The organism is Aeromonas sp. ANP5 (genome assembly GCF_963870295.1).
Taxonomy (GTDB): Bacteria; Pseudomonadota; Gammaproteobacteria; order Enterobacterales; family Aeromonadaceae; genus Aeromonas; species Aeromonas veronii.
The window spans coordinates 133,562-157,767 of the sequence record NZ_CAWMRY010000002.1 but is presented as its reverse complement, the minus strand read 5'-3'; the positions used below and the strand labels follow the sequence as shown (position 1 = coordinate 157,767).

The 24,206-nt window shown below is 59.9% G+C and carries 22 protein-coding genes; 5 read left to right on the top strand and 17 right to left on the bottom strand.

Annotated elements, in window-relative coordinates; translation table 11 throughout:
- Positions 1 to 49: 49 nt before the first annotated feature.
- The 12 genes from ybeD to leuS all read right to left on the bottom strand — a co-directional run bounded on the left by ybeD (position 50) and on the right by leuS (position 12,810).
- On the bottom strand, positions 50 to 313 hold the full coding sequence (gene ybeD, locus AACT07_RS01970) for a DUF493 family protein YbeD (protein ID WP_005335178.1): 264 nt from the start codon (positions 311 to 313) through the stop codon (positions 50 to 52).
- Positions 314 to 605: 292 nt separating this feature from the next.
- On the bottom strand, positions 606 to 1,802 hold the full coding sequence (locus tag AACT07_RS01965; protein ID WP_005335176.1) for a D-alanyl-D-alanine carboxypeptidase family protein: 1,197 nt from the start codon (positions 1,800 to 1,802) through the stop codon (positions 606 to 608).
- 186 nt (positions 1,803 to 1,988) lie between these two features.
- A complete protein-coding gene (locus AACT07_RS01960) occupies positions 1,989 to 2,969 on the bottom strand; it encodes a septal ring lytic transglycosylase RlpA family protein (RefSeq protein WP_069526440.1) in 981 nt (326 codons plus the stop codon).
- Positions 2,911 to 3,909 carry a lytic murein transglycosylase B gene (mltB, locus tag AACT07_RS01955; RefSeq protein WP_040066814.1) on the bottom strand — a complete coding sequence of 333 codons (999 nt, stop codon included), beginning with the start codon at positions 3,907 to 3,909 and terminating at the stop codon, positions 2,911 to 2,913. Before mltB ends, AACT07_RS01960 begins: the two co-directional genes overlap by 59 nt.
- Positions 3,909 to 5,012 (bottom strand): rod shape-determining protein RodA, encoded by a 1,104-nt coding sequence (gene rodA / locus AACT07_RS01950; RefSeq protein ID WP_005335170.1) that lies wholly within the window; start codon positions 5,010 to 5,012, stop codon positions 3,909 to 3,911. The genes mltB and rodA overlap by 1 nt, the downstream gene beginning before the upstream one ends.
- The gene (gene mrdA / locus AACT07_RS01945; protein WP_040066816.1) at positions 5,005 to 6,921 is read right to left on the bottom strand and encodes a penicillin-binding protein 2; all 1,917 of its coding nucleotides are present in this window, start codon (positions 6,919 to 6,921) and stop codon (positions 5,005 to 5,007) included. Before mrdA ends, rodA begins: the two co-directional genes overlap by 8 nt.
- Before the next feature lie 103 nt (positions 6,922 to 7,024).
- A complete protein-coding gene (gene rlmH, locus AACT07_RS01940; RefSeq protein WP_005335166.1) occupies positions 7,025 to 7,492 on the bottom strand; it encodes a 23S rRNA (pseudouridine(1915)-N(3))-methyltransferase RlmH in 468 nt (155 codons plus the stop codon).
- A gap of 19 nt (positions 7,493 to 7,511) precedes the next feature.
- A complete protein-coding gene (gene rsfS, locus AACT07_RS01935; protein WP_005335165.1) occupies positions 7,512 to 7,853 on the bottom strand; it encodes a ribosome silencing factor in 342 nt (113 codons plus the stop codon).
- Positions 7,854 to 7,956: 103 nt separating this feature from the next.
- Positions 7,957 to 8,607 carry a nicotinate-nucleotide adenylyltransferase gene (gene nadD / locus AACT07_RS01930; protein WP_069526439.1) on the bottom strand — a complete coding sequence of 217 codons (651 nt, stop codon included), beginning with the start codon at positions 8,605 to 8,607 and terminating at the stop codon, positions 7,957 to 7,959.
- Positions 8,601 to 9,638: a DNA polymerase III subunit delta gene (gene holA / locus AACT07_RS01925; protein ID WP_069526438.1), complete on the bottom strand. Its 1,038-nt coding sequence runs from the start codon at positions 9,636 to 9,638 to the stop codon at positions 8,601 to 8,603. The genes nadD and holA overlap by 7 nt, the downstream gene beginning before the upstream one ends.
- Positions 9,638 to 10,120, bottom strand: a complete 483-nt coding sequence (locus AACT07_RS01920) for an LPS-assembly lipoprotein LptE (RefSeq protein WP_005335160.1) — start codon at positions 10,118 to 10,120, stop codon at positions 9,638 to 9,640. Before AACT07_RS01920 ends, holA begins: the two co-directional genes overlap by 1 nt.
- Before the next feature lie 113 nt (positions 10,121 to 10,233).
- Positions 10,234 to 12,810 carry a leucine--tRNA ligase gene (gene leuS, locus AACT07_RS01915; RefSeq protein ID WP_069526437.1) on the bottom strand — a complete coding sequence of 859 codons (2,577 nt, stop codon included), beginning with the start codon at positions 12,808 to 12,810 and terminating at the stop codon, positions 10,234 to 10,236.
- Between the two features lie 145 nt (positions 12,811 to 12,955).
- Between leuS and AACT07_RS01910 the strand changes: the two genes are divergently transcribed.
- The gene (locus tag AACT07_RS01910) at positions 12,956 to 13,450 is read left to right on the top strand and encodes a zinc ribbon-containing protein (RefSeq protein WP_069526436.1); all 495 of its coding nucleotides are present in this window, start codon (positions 12,956 to 12,958) and stop codon (positions 13,448 to 13,450) included.
- Between the two features lie 84 nt (positions 13,451 to 13,534).
- Here AACT07_RS01910 and AACT07_RS01905 read toward each other — a convergent pair whose 3' ends face one another.
- The 3 genes from AACT07_RS01905 to fldB all read right to left on the bottom strand — a co-directional run bounded on the left by AACT07_RS01905 (position 13,535) and on the right by fldB (position 16,996).
- Positions 13,535 to 14,875 (bottom strand): TldD/PmbA family protein, encoded by a 1,341-nt coding sequence (locus AACT07_RS01905; RefSeq protein WP_069526435.1) that lies wholly within the window; start codon positions 14,873 to 14,875, stop codon positions 13,535 to 13,537.
- Positions 14,875 to 16,275 carry a TldD/PmbA family protein gene (locus tag AACT07_RS01900; RefSeq protein WP_069526434.1) on the bottom strand — a complete coding sequence of 467 codons (1,401 nt, stop codon included), beginning with the start codon at positions 16,273 to 16,275 and terminating at the stop codon, positions 14,875 to 14,877. Before AACT07_RS01900 ends, AACT07_RS01905 begins: the two co-directional genes overlap by 1 nt.
- Before the next feature lie 202 nt (positions 16,276 to 16,477).
- Complete coding sequence (gene fldB, locus AACT07_RS01895) at positions 16,478 to 16,996, bottom strand: flavodoxin FldB (protein WP_005335151.1); 519 nt, start codon at positions 16,994 to 16,996, stop codon at positions 16,478 to 16,480.
- Between the two features lie 229 nt (positions 16,997 to 17,225).
- Here fldB and xerD point away from each other — a divergent pair, with 229 nt between their 5' ends.
- Entirely contained in the window at positions 17,226 to 18,125 is a 900-nt protein-coding gene (gene xerD, locus AACT07_RS01890) for a site-specific tyrosine recombinase XerD (protein WP_069526490.1), read from the top strand.
- On the opposite strand, the gene AACT07_RS01885 is transcribed toward xerD, so the two are convergent.
- Both AACT07_RS01885 and mscL read right to left on the bottom strand, forming a co-directional pair.
- Positions 18,122 to 19,657 (bottom strand): sensor domain-containing diguanylate cyclase, encoded by a 1,536-nt coding sequence (locus tag AACT07_RS01885; RefSeq protein ID WP_069526433.1) that lies wholly within the window; start codon positions 19,655 to 19,657, stop codon positions 18,122 to 18,124. The two genes, xerD and AACT07_RS01885, sit on opposite strands and share 4 nt — an antisense overlap.
- 86 nt (positions 19,658 to 19,743) lie before the next feature.
- Positions 19,744 to 20,154 (bottom strand): large-conductance mechanosensitive channel protein MscL, encoded by a 411-nt coding sequence (gene mscL / locus AACT07_RS01880; protein WP_005335147.1) that lies wholly within the window; start codon positions 20,152 to 20,154, stop codon positions 19,744 to 19,746.
- 316 nt (positions 20,155 to 20,470) lie between these two features.
- Between mscL and AACT07_RS01875 the strand changes: the two genes are divergently transcribed.
- The 3 genes from AACT07_RS01875 (at position 20,471) to AACT07_RS01865 (ending at position 24,165) form a co-directional block, all read left to right on the top strand.
- The gene (locus tag AACT07_RS01875) at positions 20,471 to 21,118 is read left to right on the top strand and encodes a disulfide isomerase DsbC N-terminal domain-containing protein (RefSeq protein WP_005335146.1); all 648 of its coding nucleotides are present in this window, start codon (positions 20,471 to 20,473) and stop codon (positions 21,116 to 21,118) included.
- Positions 21,084 to 22,814, top strand: a complete 1,731-nt coding sequence (gene recJ / locus AACT07_RS01870) for a single-stranded-DNA-specific exonuclease RecJ (RefSeq protein WP_069526432.1) — start codon at positions 21,084 to 21,086, stop codon at positions 22,812 to 22,814. Before AACT07_RS01875 ends, recJ begins: the two co-directional genes overlap by 35 nt.
- A gap of 166 nt (positions 22,815 to 22,980) precedes the next feature.
- Positions 22,981 to 24,165 carry a MerR family transcriptional regulator gene (locus AACT07_RS01865; protein WP_069526431.1) on the top strand — a complete coding sequence of 395 codons (1,185 nt, stop codon included), beginning with the start codon at positions 22,981 to 22,983 and terminating at the stop codon, positions 24,163 to 24,165.
- The last annotated feature ends 41 nt before the right edge of the window (positions 24,166 to 24,206 follow it).

The window sequence follows — 24,206 nt, the reverse complement described above, 5'->3', positions numbered from 1 at the left end:
CGTGCTGCGGCCAAAAACAGTCGCCCCGCAGAACGGGGCGAGAGAGAAATTACAGTACGTATTTCACCAGCTCGATCTTGCCAAGGGCGTGGTACATCGCTTCGATGTGCTCTTTGCTCTGGGCAGTCACGGTCACGCGAACCGAGTGGTAGTTGCCCTTGGAGCTGGGCTGGACTGTCGGGCTGTAGGTGCCGGGGGCGTGCTGCTGCAGCACTTCAACCACCATTTCCGGCAGTGCCGGGTCGGCAACGCCGAGTACCTTGAACGGGAATTTGCAGGGAAACTCCAGCAGTTCATCAAACTTGGTATTCATTTACTCACCTTTTGCGTCATCACCGGGATGACTTCATCTTGGATGGCTAGTGGCCGATGGCCCGTGGAGGCCGCCATTTCAAGTCTATATGGGCACGGCTCATAACTATATGGGCGCAGCCCGGACCGGGATCAAGGCCAGGATCGGTCAGACAAGGATGGAAGTGCTGCTTTTTACCACAAATCAGGGTAAGGCGGAACCTGCAGTTTACAGGGTTATTCACTGCCTTTGCCGGTCACAGACAGCAGCGGCGCCTGTTGGCGCCGCTGTATGGTGAGGATCGTGCGTTGGATTACTTGAACCAGCTGGTGACCAGCAGTACCAGGTAGTCCCACAGACGGCTCATCAAGCCACCTTCCTGCACCTCTTCCAGGGCAACCAGCGGCACCTGCTTGATCTCTTTGTCGCCCTGTTTCAGGAACACGGTACCGACGCGCTGACCCTTGGCCAGCGGCGCTTTCAGCTCGCTGTCGAGCTGGAAGTCAGCCTTCAGGTTGTTGCCCTGACCGCGGGTGACCAGCACGGAGACATCCTTGTCGACGCCCAGTTTCACTTCCGGTTTGTCGCCCATCCAGATCTTCTGGGTGACCAGCTCGGTGCCTGCCTTGTACGGGGTCAGGCTCTGGAAGAAGCGGAAGCCATAGGTGAGCAGTTTTTTGCTCTCGGCGGCGCGGGAGGCTTCGCTGCTGGCGCCCAGTACCACGGCGATCAGGCGCATGCCTTCGTTGTTGGTGGCAGAGGAGACCAGGTTATAGCCGACCTGGCTGACGTGGCCGGTCTTGATGCCATCCACTTGCAGGGATTGATCCCACAGCAGGCGGTTGCGGTTGTGCTGGGTGATGCCGTTGAACACGAAGGATTTCTGGGAGTAGATCTTGTACTCCTCCGGCAGGTCGCGGATCAGCGCCTGACCCAGACGGGCCATGTCGTGAGCGGTACTGTAGTGACCTTCCGCATCCAGACCGTGCGGGTTCATGAAGTGGCTGTCGTTCATGCCGAGCTTGGCGGCCCAGCTGTTCATCAGGCTGGCGAAGGAGTCGGTGCTGCCTGCCAGGAACTCAGCCATGGCGACACAGGCGTCGTTGCCGGACTGGATGATGATGCCCTTGTTGAGATCATCGACGGAGACCTGCTTGCCCACCTCGATAAACATCTTGGAGGAGTCGGAGTAGTTCTTGGACCAGGCGTTCTGGCTGATGGTCACCATGTCGGTGCGCTTGATGTTCCCCTTCAGCAGCTCCTGGCCGATGATGTAGGAGGTCATCATCTTGGTCAGACTGGCGGGCGGCAGACGCTCTTCGGCGTTCTGCTCGGCCAGCACCTGACCTGAGTAGTAGTCGATCAGAATATGGGCCTTGGCGGAGATCTCCGGCGCGGCGGGAACCACCATGGGCATGGCATTCGGGGTCGGTGTCGGCACCGGCGTATTGGCCTGGGCGGTTACGCTGATCAGTGAGGCCAGAAGAACTGAACGGGCAAATTTGGACATCTTGAAATTCCTGCGAGCCAGATGGGGATAAAATGCGGGCCTAACTATACCAGATGCGCCCGCAGGTTATAGCCCGAGATGGCGATCAGAACTGGTTTTTTATCCATCACTCCCTGTCATCACGCCATAAAACGACGTGATGACAGTGAGTAAGCGGTTAGTCACATCCGCGGCAAAGTGGGGCGTTCAGGGCACGATAAAGGCCTGTTCCAGCCCGCCCTGACGTACTTTTTCCAGCACACTTGCCTGCTGGTCGGCGGCGACCGGGCCAATCAGCACCCGGAAAATGGCGCCATGGGCATCGATCCGGTAGGGCACGCCGTAACGCTGGGTCATCACCTTGCCCATCGCCTCGGCCCGATCCCGGGAGCCGCTGGCCAGTACCTGGATCATCTTGCCATCACCACTGCTGGCGGGCGCTGCAGCCTTGGCTGGCGCTGGTTTGACAGGTGCCGCTTTGGCGGGCTTGGCGGCGGGCGTCTTGACGGGAGCGGGTTCGGCAGCGGGAGTGGCCATCGCCAGTGCGGTTGGTTCACCCAGGAAGCCATCTTGCGACAGCGTGTTGGAGGCCGCAGCCGGAGTGGTCGGAGTCATTTCGATGGGCTTCATCGGCTCCATGATCACCATCTGATCCGGGGTGTCGCTGATCAGCTCCAGCCGAACTCGGGCCTCACCGCTATCGACCATCTCCAGCTGCTTGGCCGCTGCGTAGGAGAGGTCGATCAGGCGCGGGCTGTTGAAGGGGCCGCGATCGTTGACCCGCACTATGGTCTCCAGCCCGTTGTCCAGATTGGTAACCCGCACATAGCTCGGGATGGGCAGGTTGCGGTGGGCAGCACTGAACAGCTTGCTGTCCAGCACATCGCCGTTGGCGGTCTTCTGGCCGTCCAGATCCGGCGACAGCCAGCTGGCGGTGCCTTCTTCGCTGTAGTGTTTGATGTCGCGCCACACCTCGTGCTTCTGCTTGCCGATCCAGTAGTCCCGGTTGCCGCTGGCACTCAGGGGCTCGGGGCGCGGAATGGCGCCGGTGGCTTGCGGGATCTCGATAACGGGTGGCTTGCTGACCGGTGCTTGCGGCTCGACGGGGGCGCTCTGTTCCGGCTGGCTGCTACAGGCGGCCAGCAACAAGCTCAGGCTGAGCGGGAGGAGTTTGTGACGAAGATGCATACGCTTCCTGAATGGCTTGGCTAAGTTGATACACCGCCATCGCATAGAGTGGGCTGCGATTGTAACGGGTGATCACATAAAAGTTATGCCGTGCGACCCAGTATTCCGGTCCATCGGCTTGGGCAAACGCCAGCAACTTGACCGGCGTCTGTGGGGCCAGCGGCGTGGCGAGCTCAATCCCTGCCGCCGCCAGTTCTGACCACTGTTGTGTTAACTCGGGCTCAGGCCTGAGTAGAGGTTCGACTGCCATCAACCCGATCTGGGCCGGTTCCACCACGGATTCGCCCCAGCGCCACTGGTGGCTGGCAAAATAGTTGGCCACGCTGCCGATGGCATCGACCGGGTTGGCAAACAGATCCCGCTTGCCATCCCCGTCAAAGTCGACGGCATAGTGGCGATAGCTGGAGGGCATGAACTGCCCCATCCCCATGGCGCCGGCATAGGAGCCCTTGAGGTGCTCCAGCGACCACCCCTCTTCCCTTGCCAGCAACACCAGCTGGGCAAACTCCTTGGCAAAGAAGTCGGCCCGCTCGGGGTAGTGAAACCCCAGGGTGTAGAGGCTATCGAGCACCGGATGGCGGCCCATCTGGCGACCGTAGAAGGTTTCTACCCCTATGATGGCCACGATGAGCGAGGCGGGCACCCGATAGGTCTGCTCTGCGCGGGCCAGCGTCTCGGCATGTTGTTGCCAGAACTGCTGGCCATCACGGATGCGATCCGGGGTAACAAACAGCGGCCGGTAGCGATGCCAGGGTTTGGCCTCCCACGGCTTGCTGATGGTGTCGAGCACCTCCTGCCGTAATTGGGCGCGGGCGACCGCGGCCTGCAGCTCCGCCAGCGGCACCTGCTGCTGGTCGGCGAGCAGGGCCAACCGATCCGGCGCCACGGCGGCGGTCGCCATCGTGGTGGCGAGCGAGAGCAGCAATCCAACCCGTCTCATCAGGCGAGTAGTCTTCTATGAGTCTGGATGGACATCAGGATACCGAATCCGGCCATCAGGGTCACCATGGAGGTGCCGCCATAGCTCACCAGCGGCAGGGGCACCCCCACCACCGGCAAGATGCCACTCACCATGCCCATATTGACGAACACATAGACGAAGAAGGTGAGGGTGATGGCGCCACCCAGCAGTCGCTCGAAGCTGTTCTGGGCCTGCATCGAGATAAACAGACAGCGGCTGATGACGTAGAGGTAGAGCACCAGCAGCAGGGCAACCCCCACCAGACCGAACTCCTCACTGAATACCGCGAAGATGAAGTCGGTGTGGCGCTCGGGCAGGAACTCCAGCTGGGATTGGGTCCCTTGCAGCCACCCCTTGCCGAAGACGCCGCCGGAGCCGATGGCAATCTTGGACTGGATGATGTGATAGCCGCGGCCGAGCGGGTCTTTCTCCGGGTCGAGCAGCATCAGCACCCGCTGGCGCTGGTAGTCGTGCATCAGGAAGAACCAGAGCACTGGCATAAAGGCCAGCATCAGCAGGACCGCCAAGCCGATCAGCCACCAGCTGAGCCCCGCCAGGAAGATGACGAAGAAGCCGGAGGCGGCCACCAGAATTGAGGTGCCAAGGTCAGGCTGGGCGGCGATCAGCAGGGTGGGCAGCAGCACCATGATGAGGGCGATCACCACATGGCTGAACTTGGGGGGCAGCGAGTGGCGACTGAGCCAGGCGGCCACCATGATCGGCATGGAGAGCTTCATTACCTCGGAGGGCTGGAACTTCATAAAGCCCAGATCGAGCCAGCGCTGGGCCCCCTTGCCGATATGGCCGAATACGTCCACCGCAATCAGCATCAGCACCACCACGGCGAACAGCGGCACCGACCAGCGGGCGTAGAGGGAGGGGGGCAGCTGGGCCAGGCCGATCATCAGAGCAAAGGCGAGACCGCCGCGCACCAGCTGGCGCACGATGGAGTCCATATCCTGACCGGAGGCGGAGTAGAGCACCACCATGGAGAGGGTCATCACGGCCAGCAGACCGAGCAGCAGGGGCAAGTCGATATGCAGCTTGTACCAGATGCTCTGCTGGCGGGCAGAATTACTCATTGGGAGCGACCTCACTCGGTTGGGACGGCTTTTCCGGTGCCGGTGGCAGTTGCGGATCAGGGGGCAGCAGATAGGCATCCAGCATCTGGCGAGCAACGGGTGCCGCATTGGTACTGCCACCACCGGCGTTCTCCAGCACCAGTGCCACGACTGCCTTGGGTGTTTCATAGGGGGCAAAGGCGACAAACAGGGCATTGTCGCGGTGCTCCACTTTCATGGTTTTGGCGTTGTAGACCTGATTTTCTTTCATGTTGACCACCTGGGCGGTGCCGGACTTGCCTGCCGCCACATAGGGGGTGTTGGCAAAAGCGCGACGGCCGGTACCTTCGTGGCCGTTGATCACTCGCCACATCCCCTCCCGAGCCACCTGCCAGTAGCTGTCGCTCTTGGTTTTGAGCGCCATGTTCGGGTTGATCGGTGCATCGACCACTCCCGCCTGGGAGGCGGTGCTCTTGAGCAGGTGTGGGGTCACATCGTGACCATTCTGGGTCAGGATGCTGATCGCTTTGGCCAGCTGGATTGGCGTGGCGCTCCAGTAACCCTGACCGATACCGATGGAGATGGTGTCCCCCTGATACCAGGGCTGACGCCAGCGGGCCATTTTCCAGTCACGGGACGGCATGACCCCCTTGGTCTCTTCATAGAGGTCGACGCCACTGTACTGACCGAAGCCGAACTTGGTCATGTAGCTGTGGATCTTGTCGATGCCGACCCGATAGGCGAGATCGTAGAAATAGGTATCTGCCGAGACCTCGATGGCGCGATAGACATCGAGCCAGCCGTGACCCCAGCGGCGCCAGTCGCGAAACTTCTTGGTGGTACCGGGAATGGAGAAGCTCGGGCCGCCGAAATAGCGGTAGCCCGGGGTAATGGCCCCCTCGTTGAGCCCCATTACCGACATCATGGGTTTGACCGTGGAGGCGGGGGCATAAATGCCCTGAGTGGTGCGGTTCACCAGCGGCCGCGCCGGATCGTTGAGCAGCGCCGAGTAGTTGGCGCTGGAGATGCCGGTCACGAACAGGTTGGGGTCGTAGCTCGGGCTCGACTCCATGGCGATGATGGCACCGGTTCTCGGGTCCATCATCACGATGGCGCCGCGCTGGCCGGCCAGCAGTTGCTGGGCCTTGAGCTGCATCCGGACGTCGATATTGAGGTAAATATCCTTGCCGGGAATAGGTGGCTGGAACTTGAGGGTGCGGACAATCCGGCCGCGGTTGTTCACCTCGACCTCCTGATAGCCCGCCACGCCGTGCAGCTCATCCTCGTAATACTTCTCCACCCCCTGCTTGCCGATATCCTTGGTGGCCGCATAGTTGGCGAGTTTTTCTTCCTTCTCGAGGCGCTCCACGTCACGGGTATTGATCTTGGCCACATAGCCCAAAGCGTGGGTGAGAGTGTCACCAAACGGGTAGTAGCGTTTGAGGTAGGCCTCGATGCTGGCGCCCGGGTAGTTATGCTGGTTGACCGAGAAGAGGGCCACCTGATATTCGGTCAGTTTCTCGTAGAGGGGGACCGGCTTGAAGCGGCGCTGGCGCTTCACTTCGGCGAGGAACTTCTCCTTGGTGCCCTCTGGCAGACCCAGCAGGGTGATCAGCTGGTCGGCGGTTTTTTCGAGATCTTTGGTCTCTTCCGGCACAATTTCCAGACTGTAGACCGGGCGGTTTTCCGCCAGCAGCACGCCGTTGGCGTCATAGATGAGGCCCCGTGGCGGCGCCACCGGTACCACGCGGATACGGTTGGAGTTGGAGCGAGTCTGGTAGGTGTCGTAGGACTCGACCTGCAGATAATAGAGATTGCCCAGCAGCACCAGCATCAGCACGACGATACCGATGTAGGCTACCAGGGTGCGCCGGAAGAACAGATTGCCCTCGGCACTGTGATCGCGCATTTCGATGCGTTGTTTCAGCATGCCTTTACCTCAAGACCCTTGGGGGCAATAAGAGCAGGAACTGCATTGTTCACTCTCTGTGATAGGGGTGAATATGAGAGGTGAGACTCCAGAGACGCATGGCTCACTCTCTATGATACGGATGATTGGTGGTGATGCTCCAGGCCCGATAGAGGCTCTCGGCCACCAGCACCCGCACCAGCGGATGGGGCAGGGTGAGCGGTGACAGTGACCAGCTCTGTTCGGCGGCAGCCTTGCACTCGGGGGACAAGCCTTCCGGCCCGCCTACCAGCAGGGCCACATCGCGGCCATCGAGTTTCCACGCCTCCAGCTGGGTCGCCAGCTGCTCCGTGGTCCAGGGCTTGCCCGGAATGTCGAGGGTGACGATGCGCGAGCGCCCCGCAGCTGCCAGCATGGCTTCCCCTTCCTTCTGCAGGATGCGGGGAATGTCGGCATTTTTGCCCCGTTTGCCTGCGCCGATCTCGACGAGTTCAAACGGCATGTCTTTGGGGAAGCGGCGACGATACTCTTCGAAGCCATGCTCTACCCAGGCGGGCATCTTGGTGCCCACCGCAATCAACTGGATCTTCATGGTCGTTACACTTGTGCTCTTATTGCGTATTCATTTGAGCGGCACCGCTCCACAGCTTTTCCAGTTGGTAGAAGTCACGATGTTCATCCTGCATCACATGCACGATCACCGAGCCCATATCTACCAGCACCCATTCACCGCTCAGTTGCCCTTCCACGCTCAGCAGATCCAGACCCGCGTGGCGGGCCTCGCTGGCCAGATGGTGGGCAATGGCGCTGACGTGACGACTTGAGTTGCCGGAACAGATGATCATGGTGTCAGTAATGCTGGATTTGCCGCGTACATCGAGGGTGATAATGTCGCGGCCTTTCATGTCATCGATCTTGTCGATGATAAAGGCATGCAATTCTTGGCCTTGCAATGAGTCTCTCCTGTATTCCGGCGCGCAGCGTTTGCGTCAGGGCGGCGGATTATATCATGGTCACTCCCGTTTCCCATCGGGTGGGGCAGGATTACGACAGGGGCTAGCGGCGGTTGGCGCGGTAGAGCCCCTGTTGATCAATATAGTGCGCAACCGACTCGGGCAAGAGGTAGCGGGTGTCTTGCCCCTCATCCAGCAAGGCTCGCAGTCGGGTGGCTGACAGTTCGATGGGCTGGTTGTCCGCCAGCCAGATATGACCGGCCAGACGCTGATGCAGCGCGTTGGCATCTGTGGTGTGATGGCGCGCCAGCAGCTGCGCCACCTCGGCTGGATAATCCGGTTGCCAGCCCGGCCGCACGCTCACCACCAGATGGGCATGGTCGAGCAGCTCCTGCCAGCGGTGCCAGCTTGGTAGGCTCAGCAGGGAATCCATCCCCATCAGAAAACAGAGCGGCGTATCGGGCAGTTCATGACGCAGCTCGATCAGGGTATCGATGGTGTAAGAGGGCTTGTCCCGTCTCAGCTCCCGCTCATCTACCACAAAGTGGAGGTTCTCTGCTGCCGCTAGTCTGACCATGGCAAGGCGCTGTTCGCTCGAGCAGAACGGATTGGCGCGGTGGGGCGGGATATGGTTCGGGATCAGCCGCATTTCGGCCAGCCCGAGGGCATCGCGCGCCTCGATGGCCGGGCGAAGATGACCGATATGGATAGGATCGAACGTGCCCCCCAGCAGACCAATGGGCGCCTTCAGCACGGGCTGCTCTCCATCACCAGCGGCAGCGGGGTGCCATCACGAAAGCCGAGGGCAATGGTCTGCAGCATCAGCCAGGCCTGCTCGGTATCGAAGCGGCGCTGGGCATCGTCCAGCTGGGCCATCAGTTGCCACAGTTGCTGCAACTTGGCAAACGGCAGGCGGGTCAGTGCTTGCTGAATGAGCTGTTGGCGGCTCTGCCAGATACGCAGGCGGCTGAAGTGCTCACCCAGCGGCTGGCCGTTGCGCATCGTCAACGACAGCTCGGTCAGCTGCTCCAGCTCGCGGCAGAGGGTCCAGGCCAGCATCCCCGGCTCGGTACCTTCGGCCCGCAGGGCGGCCAGAATGCGCTGGGCCCGGTTCACCTTGCCCTCCAGCAGGGTATCGACCAGCTGGAACGGGGTGAAGTGGGCGTGGCGGATAATGGTCTCTTGCAGATAGGTGACGCTGATGGGCTGGGGCGGCGAGAGCAGGGTCAGCTTCTCGATCTCCTGACTGGCGGCCAGCAGGTTGCCCTCGTAGGAGTGGCACATGAAGTTGATGGCATCCGGCAGCGCCTTGAGGCCGAAACGCGCAAAACGGGCGCTCATCCAGCGCGGGAAGAACTTGGGCTCCGGATGGTTGACCGGCACATAGGTGCCAATCTGGTAGAGCTTGTCGAACCAGGCCGCCTTCATCTGGGTCTGGTTGAGGCGACCGCCACTCAGCACCAACAGCAGGTCGGGATGAAGCTGTTTGCCGATTTCGCTGATGCGGGCTGCGAGATCCTTGTCCACCTTGGCGGGCAGCTCCAGCTCGATGATCTGGCGGGCGGAGAAGAGGCTCATGGCCTGACAGGCATCGTAGACCTGATTCCAGTCCAGCCCCTGTTCCACCACGAAGGTGTGGCGCTCATCGAAACCCTGCTTGCGGGCGACCTGACGGATGGCATCGATGGCCTCCAGTCGCAACAGGGGCTCGTCGCCAAAAACGAGATAGCAGGGCCGAAGCCCTGCTTTGAGGTGGTCACCAAATTGTTCCGGGTAGATCCGCATCAGAAGCTGACCTGACTCAACTGCCGGATCACCTGATTGGCCGCCTGCTCCTGCATTTCGCGGTTAAGCTGCTCCTGCTCACGGGAGGAGGCGAGCGCTGCATCCGGCTTGTTGAGGAAGCTGCGGTTGAAGTTGATGGGGAAGACCTGAGTCGGCTTGCCCGGTACCGAGATGGTGAACTGGGTACCAAAGCCCAGCACATATTCGGTGTCCGTCCCCAGCGCGTTGACCGAGGCGACCTGACTGGTGCTGCCTACGCCGCCCAGAGTGAGCACCGGAATGCCCTCCTTGTCGGCCAGGGTCACGCCAGAGGCCTTCAGACGGGTGGTAACCATCCGGTAGAAGTCGCTCTTGTTGTCGCCCACGACCTTCATGGTCATCAGCTCGCTCGGAATGCCGTTGCCGCGCATGTGAAAGCCGCAGCCTTGCAGCAGCAGACCAGCCAGCACGATGGCCATCCAGCGGGTGAAGATGGTGCCCATAGAAAATCCTCTTTGCATTAAGGGAAAGCGGCGGGCGCAGGGCCCGCCGTTATCATCCGTTTGCTGTCACAGATTGGCAATGATCAGTTGGTAACCAATCAGTTGGCAGCCAATTAGTTAGCGACAATATTGAGCAGCTTGCCAGGTACATAGATCACCTTGCGCACGGTCAGCCCGTCGGTGAACTTCTGTACCGAGGCATCGGCCATCGCCAGCTTCTCGACGTCGGCCTGGCTGATCTCGGCCGGTACGGTCAGCTTGCCGCGCATCTTGCCGTTGATCTGTACCACCACCAGCTTCTCGGTCTCGACCATGGCCGCTTCATCGGCCACCGGCCAGGCTGCGTGATCGATGTCGTCGCCCTTGCCCAGCATCTTCCACAGCTCGAAGCCGATGTGCGGGGTGATGGGGTAGAGCATAACAACGACAGCTTCCAGCGCTTCCTGCATCAGGGCGCGGTCCTGCTCGTCGTTGCCGAGCTTGGCCAGATTGTTCATCAGCTCCATGATGGCGGCGATGGCGGTGTTGAAGGTCTGACGGCGACCCACGTCATCGCTCACCTTGGCGATGGTCTTGTGCAGTTCACGGCGTACCGCTTTCTGCTCGTTGGTGAGAGCAGCTACATCGAGTGCGGCAACGGCGCCACCGGAAACGTGTTCGAAGGTGACGCGCCACAGGCGACGCAGGAAGCGCTGGGCCCCCTCTACGCCGGAGTCGGACCACTCCAGGGTCATCTCGGCCGGAGAGGCGAACATCATGAACAGACGGACGGTATCGGCGCCGTAACGCTCGACCATCAGCTGCGGGTCGATGCCGTTGTTCTTGGACTTGGACATCTTGGTCATGCCGGAGTGCATTACCTCACGGCCTTCGTTGTCGATGGCCTTGGTGATGCGACCCTTCTCGTCACGCTCTACCTTGACGTCAGTCGGGCTGACCCAGACGTTGCCGCCCTTCTCGTCTTTGTAGTAGAAGGCGTCGGCCAGCACCATGCCCTGGCAGAGCAGGCGCTTGAACGGTTCGTCACTGTTCACGAGGCCAGCGTCACGCAGCAGCTTGTGGAAGAAGCGGGCATAGAGCAGGTGCATACAGGCGTGTTCGATACCGCCGATGTACTGATCCACCGGCAGCCAGTGGTTGGCAGCCGCCGGATCCAGCATGCCCTTGTCGTAGTCCGGAGAGCAGTAGCGCGCGTAGTACCAGGAGGACTCCATAAAGGTGTCGAAGGTATCGGTCTCGCGGAACGCTTCCTGACCGTTGTAAGTGGTCTTGGCCCACTCTGCGTCAGCCTTGATTGGGCTCTGGATACCATCCATCACCACATCTTCCGGCAGCAGTACCGGCAGCTGGTCTTCCGGCGTCGGCACCACGGAGCCGTCAGCCAGGGTCAGCATCGGGATGGGGGCACCCCAGTAGCGCTGACGGGAGACACCCCAGTCGCGCAGACGGTAGTTGACGGTGCGCTTGCCTTTGCCCAGCCCTTCCAGCTTGCTGGCGATGGCATCGAAGGCGCCCTGGAAGTCGAGACCGTCGAACTCGCCGGAGTTGAACAGCACACCTTTCTCGGTATAAGCGGCTTCGCTCACGTCGACGTCGCCATCAACCGGCTTGATCACCGCCTTGATGTCGAGGCCATATTTGGTGGCGAATTCGAAGTCACGCTGATCGTGGGCCGGAACCGCCATTACGGCGCCGGTGCCGTAGTTCATCAGCACGAAGTTGGCGACCCAAACCGGTACCTTGCGGCCATCCAGCGGGTGAATGGCATAGAGGCCGGTGGCCATGCCCTTCTTCTCCATGGTGGCCAGTTCTGCTTCGGCTACCTTGGTGTTCTTGCACTCTTCGATAAAGGCGGCCAGCTCCGGATTGTTCTGGGCTGCTTGTAGCGCCAGCGGGTGACCGGCAGCGATACCGACATAGGTGACGCCCATGAAGGTGTCCGGACGGGTGGTGTAGACCTCCAGCTGCTCAGCCTGACCTTCGATAGCGAAGCTGATGTTGACCCCTTCGGAGCGGCCAATCCAGTTGCGCTGCATGGTCTTGACCATCTCTGGCCAGCCTTCCAGATTGTTGATGTCGTTGAGCAGCTCTTCGGCGTAGTCGGTGATCTTGATGAACCACTGGGGGATCTCTTTCTGCTCCACCGGGGTGTCACAGCGCCAGCAGCAGTTGTCGACCACCTGCTCGTTGGCCAGCACTGTCATGTCGTTCGGGCACCAGTTGACGGAAGAGGTCTTCTTGTAGACCAGACCCTTCTCGTAGAGCTTGGTGAAGAACCACTGCTCCCAGCGGTAGTAATCCGGCTTGCAGGTGGCGACTTCACGATCCCAGTCATAACCCAGCCCCAGCATCTTCAGCTGGTTCTTCATGTATTCGATGTTTTCGTAGGTCCAGGGCGCCGGTGCGGTATTGTTTTTGATCGCGGCGTTCTCGGCCGGCAGACCGAATGCATCCCAACCTATGGGTTGCAGCACGTTCTTGCCATTGAGGCGTTGATAACGGGAGATCACATCACCTATGGTGTAGTTACGAACGTGCCCCATGTGTAGTCGACCAGACGGATAGGGGAACATGGACAGGCAGTAGAACTTCTCCTTGTCTACCTTCTCCACGGCCTTGAAGGTTTTCTTGGCATCCCAGTGCTTTTGCACTGCTGGTTCGATTGATTGGGGAACGTATTGCTCTTGCATTGGTGACATCCGGATCTGTGAAATGAATAGATAAATCAGCTGGGAAATCGCAATAGAATACCCATATCCTGCGGCGGCAACAACCGCCAGCGTCCCTTGGGCCTTAAGCCGGGCCAGATCAGGGTTTAGTAGAGGAGTTAGAGCCATGGACAAACGTCAAAAAGGGTACGAAGCCTTCATTGCCGAGCTGCAAAAACAGTGGCAAGAGACTGAAGAGTTCCAGGGGGAGCGCCTCAACCGGATGATTGCCAAGGTGCAGGCCTATCTGGAGGCTGCCAGCGACCTGACCCAAGACGAACTGGCGCTCATCGCCGAGTACGTGAAGCGGGATCTGGGCAACTATGACGAGGGGCGCCATGACGATAGTGCGCAGGTGGAAGAGTCTGCCTTTATGTTGGCCCTCAAAGACACCGTGTGGTCCTGGCTGGCGGATGTGACCGACCGCGCCCAGGTGGAGTGGCGCGAGCTGGCCGACGAGCTGGAGCACAAGGGGGTTTACGAAGCGGGTGATTGGGTAGGGCTCGGGGTCATGGTGTGCGACCAGTGTGGCTGGCGCCATACCGTGCTACACCCACAACAGCTTGATACCTGCCCCGAATGCGGCTGCGCCGAGTATCACCGCGAGCCGCTCTCGCCCTGAGTCATGCCATCAAGGCGGACGAGATAACGAGCAAAAAGGCGCCATCAGGCGCCTTTTTCTTACTTGCAGGTTTCGTCGGGGCGTTTACTTGCCCGCGACGGAGAGGCCGCCAAAACGGATCTGCGGGGCGTAGAAGCCCTTGCCGTCGTTGTGGTGCAGGGTATCGCCGACCGCTTCCAGCTCGCCCAGCAGGCGGTAGAAGTTGCCTGCTACCGTGATGCCGCGCACCGGCCGCAGGCGAACTCCATCGCGACAGAGGAACCCTGACGCGCCAAAGGAGAAGTCGCCGCTCACCGCATCGGCACCCGAATGCAGGCCGTCCAGCTTGACCAGCTCCAGATAGTCGCCGCTCTGCACCTCCGCTTCGCAGTGGGGGCCCGCGCCAAACACCAGATGGCGAGCGGTCACATCGAGGGCACTACGGGCACCGCGAGCGGCCGAGCCGTTGCTGGCGACGCCAAAGTGGCGGGCGGTGGCGCTGTTGTGGAGCAGGGTTTTCAGCTCCCCTTCGCCAATCAGCAGCAGATCCGAGCTGGCCGCCCCCTCGCCATCAAACGCCTTGATGTTCATGCCGCCCGGCATATAGACCCGGCTTTCCAGAGTAAGCCAGCGTGACGCTACGCTCTGGCCGACCTTGCTGCGCCAGGGGTTGATCCCTTGTTGGGCCCACTTGCCCGACAGCACGCCTTGAAAGCAGCCAAACAGGCTGGCAAAGCAGTTGGTACTGAAGATGGCGCTGTAGCGACCGCTCGGCACCGCTTCACCGGGCAGCAGACCATCGGCGATGGCGTAGATCTGCTCGATCAGGGCCTGGCTATCCAGCTCGTCGAAGCGACGGCCATACTGCCCCTGCGAGTGCATCGACTGGCGGCCATCCCGTTCCACCAGCGCCGAGGTGTAGCAGCCGACGCTGAACTCGCCGTGCTGGCAGAGGGTGCCCTGACTGTTGGCGAGCCAGAGCTGGCTCTCCCCTTCAAAGAAGCTGTTGTAGGGGGCGCCGCTCACATCGGGCATGGCCAGCATGTCTGATTCGAGGCGCAGGGCCAGGGCGATCTTCTCCTCAACCGGCGTGGTATCGGGCTGGTTGATCTCGGCGCAATCTGTGGTGATCCGGCTATTGGCCACCGAGATGCGCTGATCCGGATCCACCTTGGCAAAGCGGCTGGCATCGAGCGCATCCTGCAGCATGGCATCCAGCGCCAGCTCATCGAGGGATTCCGAGTAGGCGATGCCGACCCGACCCTCTTTTATCAGGCGAATACCGAGTTGCTGGCTGCTGGTGACCTTGTATTCACCGAGTTCGCCCTTGTCTGACTTGAGGGAGAAGGCTTTATCCTGATTGGCGATGATATCCGCCTCGGCGCCGAGGTCGGCCACCTTGCCTAGCAGGCGGGTGAGCAGTTGGTTCATGTCGAGTTGGCTCATCAGGCGTTCCCTCCCACCAGGATATTGTCCACTTTCAGCGCCGGCTGGCCCACCGAGGTGGGGACCGAGCCCGAGACCGAGCCGCACATGCCGGCGGCCAGTGCCAGATTGCGGCCCACCATGGAGATCTCTTTCAGCACCTGCGGGCCGGTGCCGATCAGGGTGGCCGACTTGAGCGGTTTGGTGATTTTGCCGTGCTCGATGAGGTAGGCCTCCTGCACATTGAAGTTGAATTCACCGGTGCCGGGCTGTACCGAGCCGCCCCCCATCTTCTTGGCGTAGATGCCATGTTCGACGGTGGCCAGCATATCGTCGAGGCTGTGGTTGCCTGGTTCGATATAGGTGTTGCGCATGCGCGAGGTGGGGGCGTACTTGTAGGATTCGCGCCGCCCGGAGCCGGTGCGGGCATAACCGGTCTTGAGGGCCCCCATTCTGTCCACCAGAAAGCCGGTCAAGACGCCGTCCTTGATGAGCTGGGTATGCTGGGTCGCCATCCCCTCGTCATCGACGTTGATGGAGCCCCAGGCATTGCCTTGCAGTCCCTCGTCCACCGCATTGACCACCGGATTGGCGATAAGCTGGTCCATCTTGTCGTGGAATACCGACGCCTTCTTAGCCACCGAGGTGGTCTCCAGCAGGTGGCCGCACGCCTCGTGGAAGATGACGCCGCCAAAGCCGTTCTCCATGATGACCGGCAGGGTACCGCTCGGGCAGGGAGCCGCGCCCAGTTTCACCAGTGCCTGACGGGTGGCGGTGAGGGCCAGCTCGCGCGGATCGATGCGATCGGCATGCTCCCAGCCCATCAGGGCGCCGGGGGCCTCGTAACCGACGCTCTGCTCGCTTCCTTCCATGGCGATGGTCTGGGCCATGATGCGGTTGTAGTGGCGGCGATCGGCCACTTGCACCCCTTCGCTGTTGAAGATCTCCACCTCCTGCTCCCAGCCCAGCACGTTGCCGGAGAACTGGCTCACCTTGTCGCTCTCGGCGCGGGCCGCCGCATCCATGGCGTGCAGATAGGCGATCTTCTGCTCCAGCAGCTTGTCTGCCGAGAGCGGCAGCGCCACCGGGTTGCGATCGCTCAGGCGGGTGAAATCGAAGGCGGTGGCGGTCACCACGGGGTCGCGGCGGTCTTTGGCCGCCAGCAGAGTGACGATGCGCAGCAGTTCGTCGCGGCTGGCCAGATTGGTGTAGCCGTAGAGCACCTTGTGGCCGTAACAGAGGCGCACGCCGATACCGAAATCGAGGCCGCCGCTGATGTTCTCTATCTGGCTGGAGAGCAGGCTGAGCTGGCTGCGGCGCTTGCGCTCGACAAACAGCTCGGCAAAATCGGCACCCAGCGCCAGCGCGTGATCGAGCACGTCACGGGCGATGGCGGGGGCCAACAGGGAGAATGGAGTCATAGAATATCCTTTTCTGGTCTGTCCGTTTGCTTCCGACATCCGGCTCTGATTGTTATGGGATGTCGAGTCCATTGTTGCAGACCAGCACAAAAAAGTCGCTATAGCGTCATGCGATGATACCGATTGAGAGAATCGGTGCGATAACTGCGCCCGGCGGCCAGGGCCAGGCGCTCAGGGTCGTTTTGCCAAAACGTGGGAAAGATCAGAGCAGGGCGTGAATTTCGCTCAGGATCTGCTCGACCCACTGCTCGATGCGCGGATCGGTCTGGTCATATTGGTTGGCATCATCGAGGGCCAGCCCGACGAAGTGACGGCCATCGTCGATCAGTGCCTTGGAGGCATCGAATTCGTACCCTTCGTTGGGCCAGTAGCCCACCAGCTTGACCCCTTTTGGCACCAGCTGATCGTGCAGCATGCCGAGGGCGTCCTGGAACCATTCGCCATAACCGAGCTGATCGCCGAGGCCAAACAGGGCCACGATGCGCCCCTCCAGATGGAGGTCGGCGATATCTTCCCAGCGGGACTCCCAGTCCTCCTGCAGTTCGCCAAAATCCCAGGTGGAGATGCCGAGGATCAGGATCTCGTAATCCTCCATCCGGCGCAGGGAGACATCCTTGATATTGTGAATATCCACCAGCTCGGGGCCGATGAGGGCGCGGATCTTCTCGGCTGCCATCTCGGTGTAGCAGGTGGTGGAACCGTAAAACAGACCAATCTTCATTGCTCTTCTCTCTGTTGGCGCGTTCTCGCATGCTCGTGTGGGCTGCGCCATGTTGGCAACACGATGGGTAACGCAAGGGGAGGGCGCCAGTCTAGCAGATTGCCATTCGACCTTCACCGCCCGGCAAGGGGTGTGGCAAACGTGCCTTATCTTTCCAATGAAAGTGCCTTGTCTTTCCAAGGAGTTGGCGCGTTACAATGGGCCATCGATCCCCTGATTGCAGCGCACCATGAGCAAGCCTGACCCACATCCCCTGATTGAACCCTTCCTCGACGCCCTCTGGCTGGAGCGGGGATTGTCTGACAACACGGTCAGCTCCTATCGCAGCGATCTGGAGAAGTTCTCCCTCTGGCTCGACGAGCAGGGGAGCTCGCTGCTGCTGGCGGGGATGGACGAGATCCAGCACTACCTTGCCTGGCGGGTCGATCACCAGTTTGCGGCCAGCAGCACCGCCCGTTTTCTCTCGGCCCTGCGCCGCTTTTACCAGTATCTTAACCGCGAGAAGCTGCGCAGCGATGATCCGACCGTGCTGCTGGAGGGGCCCAAGCTGCCGAAAAAACTCCCCTCCGATTTAAGCGAAGCGGAAGTGGAGGCACTCTTGAGTGCGCCGCTGGTGGATGACCCGCTGGAGTTGCGGGACAAGGCAATGCTGGAGCTGCTCTACGCTACCGGCTTGCGGGTTTCCGAGCTGGTGGGGCTCACCGCCGAGCATGTCAGTTTGCGTCAGGGCTTGGTGCGCGTAGTGGGCAAGGGCAACAAGGAGCGGTTGGTGCCGATGGGCGAGGAGGCGATGCACTGGCTGGAGCGTTACTACCGCGAGGCCCGTACCCTGCAGCTGGGGGGCACCAGCTCGGATGTGGTGTTTCCCTCCAAGCAGGCCCGTATGATGACCCGCCAGACCTTCTGGCACCGCATCAAGCTCTATGCCCTGCGGGCCGGGATCAACGGTGAGCTATCCCCCCATACCTTGCGCCACGCCTTCGCCACCCATCTGCTCAATCATGGCGCTGACCTGCGGGTTGTGCAGATGCTGCTGGGTCACGCGGATCTCTCCACCACCCAGATCTACACCCATGTGGCCAACGAGCGACTCAAGGCGCTGCACGGGGAGCACCACCCCCGCGCTTAAGCCCGTTGCAGCCGATTTTTGCCCGCTTGTTTAGCCTGATAAAGGGCTGCATCGGCGCGGGCCATCACACTGTCTGGCGCATCATTCAGGGATTCGGCAATGCCACCGCTAAAGGAGACGCTTAAGCCCTTTTCACGCCAATCCTGTTGCCCCATGCTGATACGCCACTGCTCCATCAACTGCTGTGCACTGGCAATATCCGTCTGTTCAAAAATAGCGACCAGCTCTTCCCCCCCAAAGCGGCACAGGGTTGCCTGTTCCTCCAGCAATTGGCTACCGAGCTGAGCGGTGCGCTTCAAAACGGCATCACCGATGGGATGACCATAGGTATCATTTATTTTTTTGAAGTTATCAATGTCGATAATCGCCAATATATATTGGCTATTTTCTTTATGTAGAGTTGCGAGCACCTCTTCCAAATGACGGCGGTTGTACACGCCGGTTAATGCATCACGCAGCGATTTTTCTGTTTCGGCCTGCATTTTGTCTGAAATCATTACAATTTCATCCTCCAGTTCCTCTATGCCTGCCAGCTTGGGGATAATAATTTGTTGCCCTGGAGGGGTGATACGCAATTGTCTAACAACTTGTACCAATGTGCTGATTGTATGCTCCAGACGTTGCCTGAAAATAATAGCAACCAGTGTGAATATCGATAATGATAATACCAGAGTGATAAATATAGTAGGCAGTATCTCACCAATCAAAATATCGCTCTCGAATGGAAATACAGTAATAACCAGCCACGATGGGTTGTTGTGAAGGGCGTGATATGAAATGAGATCACCATTTTTACTCATTAAGGTACCATTCCTGCCTTTCAATTCAGAAATCCATGGTTGGTCAAGTCGACTGCCGTTTTCCTGAGGGTCGCTGTGAGCCACAATCATCTTACTGCCTCGGTCAAAGAGCATATATACAACATTGTTACTACTCTCCAGAATCCGCCCTATACGTGCTGAAAATACTTTCAAGTTCAGGTCGATGCCAATCACGCCAAGAAATTCCCCCTGGTTATTAAAAACAGCATGGGAAAGGGTGACGACCGGCATTTTTTCAATCGCGTCAATGTAAGGGGAACTCCAGATATTGATGCCGGGATGCTCGATAGCATTGCGGTACCATGGACGTTCCGACTCTTTGAACTCAATCGGGGTAGGATGAAGAGAGAAATTGATATGCTTGTTATCCTGAAGCATGTAGTACACGGTTTTTATTGGGCCATCAGGGTAAAGAAGGTATTGCCAAATGTCGCGATAACGTTGTTTTAATTCCGGGGGAAGGTCTCCATTATTCTCAGTAATGTCGGCAATGATGATATTTATTTGCCTCTCAACCGAAGATAGTGAGTTATCCCATTGCTGCGCAGTACTATCGTTAAAAAATCTGGCGGTGCTTAGCAAGGTGTTTTTCTGCATAACAGAAAAAAGGTACGCACTACCCAATGTGGTCAAAACAAGTGGCAGCGCAAGCAGCAAAAGAAAACGGAGAATAAAGCTGTGATTGGAGTTTGCAGCATTGGAGGTTTGCATAGTCACGACGCCTATATAACTTTACGCTATCTAACCATAGCCCATGGGCATCGTGACACACATACACACCAGTCTGGGGAGTCGGCTTAACGCTCCTGTTGAGATTTCAGCAGATCACGGATCTCGGTCAGCAGCTCCTGATCCTTGGTCGGGCCTGCCGGGGCGGCGGCTTCCTCTTCCTGCTTTTTCTTCAGGGTGTTGATGGCTTTCAGTCCCATGAAGATGGCAAAAGAGATGATCAGAAAGTCGATGATGGTCTGGATGAACTTGCCATAGGCGATGACCACGGCGGGTGTTGCACCTTCTGCGGCCTTCAGGGTGACCGCCAGGTCGCTGAAGTCCACGCCGCCCAGGATCAGGCCGATGGGCGGCATGATCACGTCACCGACAAAAGAGGAGACAATTTTGCCGAAGGCGGCACCAATGATGATACCGACCGCCATGTCGATGACGTTGCCGCGGGCGGCAAAGGCTTTGAACTCTTGAATCAGACTCATTATTTCCTCCGAAATTAAACAAGATAGCGCGTTGATTACCCTTGCCAAAGGGCGAACTCTTGTCAGGAAAAACAGAGGCTAAGCCGCGTTGTTCCTGTCGTCCTGACTAGCTTGCGGGCGTTATGAGTCCTTGGCAATCGGAGGGAGCCATTTTTTTGGTACAAAGTGATATTAATTTTTTGGTAAGTAGCTGGTTGAATGATGAGCTGCGCTGCTGTAGTTTGCTGGGTCGATTCATTCATACCACGTGAGTAAACAAGTGAAGTATTTACTACTGGGAATGATGCTTTTGTGCACATTTGCTGCCAGAGCGGGGATGGATACCCAAGCCTTGAAACAGACCATCACGGCCCGGCTGGGGGTTCCCGTCTATCTGGTTGAACCGACCCCGATTGCGGGGTTGTATATGCTGGGCACCTCACAGGGGGTGCTCTACAGCGATGCCAAAGGGGATTATGTGGTGCAGGGGGTCATGCTGGATATGACTCGCGACATGAAGAACCTGACCATCTCGGGTATGCGCGAGCAGCGCCGACTTGGGCTGGCGCAGGTGGCTCATGCCCCCATCGTGCTCAAGGCCCGTGATGAGCGTCACCGGGTTGCACTGTTTCTCGGCGAGCAGGATGCCAAACGTCGTCAGCTCTCCGGCACCTTGCAACACTTGCAGGCATCCGGGGTGAGCGTGGCACTCTATCCGGTGATTGATCACGCCGAGCGGGCCGCCGACTGGTGCAGCGATCCCCTGCTGCAAAATGATCCGTTAAAAGCCTATTTGCCTCAAACGGCATGTAGTGAGACCCTTATCCAAAATATTGGCCTGAGCCAATGGTTGGGGGTCAAGGTACTGCCGGCCTGGGTCTCCTCCGACGGGGATCTGGTGCGCGGGTATCAGAGCCCCGAACAGCTGCTCAAGATACTGGATCATATTGATGTCCCTGCAAATCCGTCGTCGTCCGCGAGTTGATGATTCCCATCTGCCTGCCACTTTGCATCCTCTGCTTCGCCAAATCTTCGCCAGCCGTGGCGTAGAGGATCCCGCCCTGCTGGAGCGCAGCGCCAGCCAGCTGTTGCCGCCCCAGCGCCTCTATGGGATGGAGCAGGCGGTGCCGCTGCTGGCGGATGCCCTGACCGCCCAGAAACGGATCCTGATTGTCGGCGACTTCGACTGCGACGGTGCCACCAGTTCGGCCCTGTGTGTGCTGGCCCTGCGCGCCATGGGCGGTCGCCACATCGATTTTTTGGTGCCCAACCGCTTCGAGTTTGGCTACGGCCTCACCCCCGAAATTGTCGAGCTGGCGGTGGCGCGCGGCGCCGAGTTCCTGATCACGGTGGATAACGGCATCTCCAGCATCGCCGGGGTGGCGGCTGCCAAGGCGGCCGGCATGCAGGTACTGGTTACCGATCACCATTTGCCGGGTCAGGAGCTGCCTGACGCCGATGCCATCGTCAACCCGAACCAGCGCGGTTGCGATTTCCCCTCCAAGTCGCTGGCCGGGGTGGGGGTGGCCTTCTACCTGATGGCGGCCCTCAACACCCATCTGCGTCAGCTCGGCTGGTACGAACGGCAAGGGTTGCGCGCCCCCAATGTGGCGGATTATCTCGATCTGGTGGCGCTTGGCACGGTGGCCGATGTGGTGGCGCTCGATGGCAACAACCGCATTCTGGTCCATCAGGGCTTGCAGCGGATCCGGGCCGGGCGCTGTCGCCCCGGCATTCAGGCGCTGGTGGATGTGTCGGGCCGCGATGGTCGCCGCCTCACCGCCGCCGACCTCGGTTTTGCACTGGGGCCACGCCTCAATGCGGTAGGACGCCTCGATGACATGTCCCTCGGGGTCGCCTGTCTGCTCTGCGATGACCTCAATCTGGCGCGCCAGCTTGCGGCCGAGATGGACAGCCTCAATCAGGAGCGCAAGGAGATCGAGCAGGGGATGCAGCAGGAGGCCCTCGCCACTCTGGAGCAGATCCGGTTTCGCGATGGCGAGGTGCCGTCGGGCATAGTGCTGCACCGGGACGAGTGGCATCAGGGGGTGGTGGGGCTGGTGGCCTCCAAGGTGAAGGAGAAGTACTACCGCCCGGTCATCGCCTTTGCCGAGAGCAGCGAGACCGAGCTCAAGGGCTCCGGCCGCTCCATACCCGGCGTGCATTTGCGCGATGCGCTGGAACTGCTCGATACCCGCCATCCGGGCCTGATGGGCAAGTTTGGCGGCCACGCCATGGCGGCGGGGTTGACCCTGCCCAAGGCCAACATCGAGGCGTTCGGTCGGGCCTTTGAGGCGGTCATCAGCGAGCTGGTGACACCGGAGCTTTTGACCGGGGTGTTGCTCACCGATGGCGAGTTGTTGCCAGACGAGCTCAACCTCGAGCTGGCGGAGCTGATTCGCGCCTCCGGCCCCTGGGGTCAGGCCTTCCCCGAGCCGCTGTTCGACGGCGAATTCGTGCTGGTGCAGCAGCGGCTGGTGGGGGAGAAGCACCTCAAGATGATGCTGACAACCGATTCCGGTCATGCGGTGGATGCCATCGCCTTTGGCGTCGATCTCAAGCGCTGGCCCGATGCCTCGGTGAAGCGGGTGCGGCTTGTCTACCGGCTTGACGTCAACGAGTGGCGCGGCAACCGCAGCGTGCAGCTGCTGGTGGAACATCTGGAGGCGGCCGGTCTCTGAGCCGGTAGCATCGTTGCTTTATCACAGATAGCGCTGACAACGGCCACCCTCGGGTGGCCGTTTTTGTTGGCGGATCTCTGGAAAAGGGCGTTGACCTGTCTATAGCTTCACAGTTTAAGTTCGTCTCTATCGGGTCATCTGAGGGCCCGCACTGTGAGTGATTGCCATGAAGATATCCGAACTGGCCCGCCGCTGCGGCCTCGCCCGCTCAACCTTGCTCTATTACGAGAAGCTGGGGGTGATTGCCGGTACCCGGGCCGCCAACGGCTATCGCCACTATGACGAGGGGGATCTGCAGCGACTGCAGATGGTGCAGGCCCTGCAGGCAGGTGGTCTCAGCCTCAAGCAGTGCCTCGCCTGTCTGGCTGGCGAGATAGATCAGGCGGCATTGCAGGCCCGGGTCAGGGAGCTGGATGAGGAGCTGGTGCGGATGCAGCGTGCTCGGGATCTGCTGGCGGACTTGGCAGGGCTGCGCCCACGCTCCGGTGAGGAATTCAAGGCCTGGCAGCTGCAACTGCAGCGCGAGGCACCGGAGGCCTACTTCGCGTGGGTGATGAAACAGGGTTTTAGCGAGAAAGATCGCTACCACTTGCAATGGTTGAGCAAAGATATGAATGAGCATGAGCGTTACATCAAGGACTTTATCCAGCTGCTGGATGGCATGAGTTACTGGGGGCCGGGGGATCGCGCCTTCACCCAGCAGCAGTTTGCCGCCTTGCCCATCCGGCCGCGCCGGATCCTCGACATGGGCTGCGGGCGCGGTGCCTCGACCATGGCGCTGGCTCAGGTGACTGATGCCGCCATTGTGGCCATCGATCTGGAAGAGGAGGCGCTGGCTGCCGTGGCGCACTCCGCCCGTGCAGCGGGCTTTGAGCATGTCTCCACCCTCTGCGCCAACATGGCGGCACTGCCGGACGATCTGGCCCCGGCCGACCTCATCTGGGCAGAGGGGAGCGCTTACGTGATGGGGGTTGCCAATGCACTGAAGGCGTGGCGTCCGCTGCTCGCGAGCCCACAGGCTTGCATCGTGCTCAGTGATGCGGTCTGGCTGACCGATAACCCGCCCGAGGAGGCATTGGCATTCTGGCAGCAGGATTATCCCGCCATGCAGACGCTGGCGGGCCTGCTTGAGACGGTACAAGCGGCAGGCTACCGCTGCCTGTCACACACTCCCTTGCCGATGAGCGCCTGGAACAACTATCTGGACCCTATCGAGGTCAATCTGGTGCGCTATCGAGACGAGTTGGGGGAGAGTGCTGCCTGGCAGGACTTGAGCCGGGAAGTGGCCATCCACCGCCAATATCTCGGCAGCTACGGCTATGTGATCTGCTGCCTGCAAAAAGATGCGTGATAAGCTGTCGTAAAAAAACGAGGCGCCTGCGGGCGCCTCGT

What these genes read in the sequence shown, in the direction of transcription:
- ybeD (WP_005335178.1), bottom strand. Translation starts at nt 313, where the DNA reads ATGAATACCAAGTTTGATGAACTGCTGGAGTTTCCCTGCAAATTCCCG.
- AACT07_RS01965 (WP_005335176.1), bottom strand. Translation starts at nt 1,802, where the DNA reads ATGTCCAAATTTGCCCGTTCAGTTCTTCTGGCCTCACTGATCAGCGTA.
- AACT07_RS01960 (WP_069526440.1), bottom strand. Translation starts at nt 2,969, where the DNA reads ATGCATCTTCGTCACAAACTCCTCCCGCTCAGCCTGAGCTTGTTGCTG.
- mltB (WP_040066814.1), bottom strand. Translation starts at nt 3,909, where the DNA reads ATGAGACGGGTTGGATTGCTGCTCTCGCTCGCCACCACGATGGCGACC.
- rodA (WP_005335170.1), bottom strand. Translation starts at nt 5,012, where the DNA reads ATGAGTAATTCTGCCCGCCAGCAGAGCATCTGGTACAAGCTGCATATC.
- mrdA (WP_040066816.1), bottom strand. Translation starts at nt 6,921, where the DNA reads ATGCTGAAACAACGCATCGAAATGCGCGATCACAGTGCCGAGGGCAAT.
- rlmH (WP_005335166.1), bottom strand. Translation starts at nt 7,492, where the DNA reads ATGAAGATCCAGTTGATTGCGGTGGGCACCAAGATGCCCGCCTGGGTA.
- holA (WP_069526438.1), bottom strand. Translation starts at nt 9,638, where the DNA reads ATGCGGATCTACCCGGAACAATTTGGTGACCACCTCAAAGCAGGGCTT.
- AACT07_RS01920 (WP_005335160.1), bottom strand. Translation starts at nt 10,120, where the DNA reads ATGGGCACCATCTTCACCCGCTGGATGGCCATCGTGCTGGCTGGTCTG.
- leuS (WP_069526437.1), bottom strand. Translation starts at nt 12,810, where the DNA reads ATGCAAGAGCAATACGTTCCCCAATCAATCGAACCAGCAGTGCAAAAG.
- AACT07_RS01910 (WP_069526436.1), top strand. Translation starts at nt 12,956, where the DNA reads ATGGACAAACGTCAAAAAGGGTACGAAGCCTTCATTGCCGAGCTGCAA.
- AACT07_RS01905 (WP_069526435.1), bottom strand. Translation starts at nt 14,875, where the DNA reads ATGAGCCAACTCGACATGAACCAACTGCTCACCCGCCTGCTAGGCAAG.
- AACT07_RS01900 (WP_069526434.1), bottom strand. Translation starts at nt 16,275, where the DNA reads ATGACTCCATTCTCCCTGTTGGCCCCCGCCATCGCCCGTGACGTGCTC.
- fldB (WP_005335151.1), bottom strand. Translation starts at nt 16,996, where the DNA reads ATGAAGATTGGTCTGTTTTACGGTTCCACCACCTGCTACACCGAGATG.
- xerD (WP_069526490.1), top strand. Translation starts at nt 17,226, where the DNA reads ATGAGCAAGCCTGACCCACATCCCCTGATTGAACCCTTCCTCGACGCC.
- AACT07_RS01885 (WP_069526433.1), bottom strand. Translation starts at nt 19,657, where the DNA reads ATGCAAACCTCCAATGCTGCAAACTCCAATCACAGCTTTATTCTCCGT.
- mscL (WP_005335147.1), bottom strand. Translation starts at nt 20,154, where the DNA reads ATGAGTCTGATTCAAGAGTTCAAAGCCTTTGCCGCCCGCGGCAACGTC.
- AACT07_RS01875 (WP_005335146.1), top strand. Translation starts at nt 20,471, where the DNA reads ATGGATACCCAAGCCTTGAAACAGACCATCACGGCCCGGCTGGGGGTT.
- recJ (WP_069526432.1), top strand. Translation starts at nt 21,084, where the DNA reads ATGTCCCTGCAAATCCGTCGTCGTCCGCGAGTTGATGATTCCCATCTG.
- AACT07_RS01865 (WP_069526431.1), top strand. Translation starts at nt 22,981, where the DNA reads ATGAAGATATCCGAACTGGCCCGCCGCTGCGGCCTCGCCCGCTCAACC.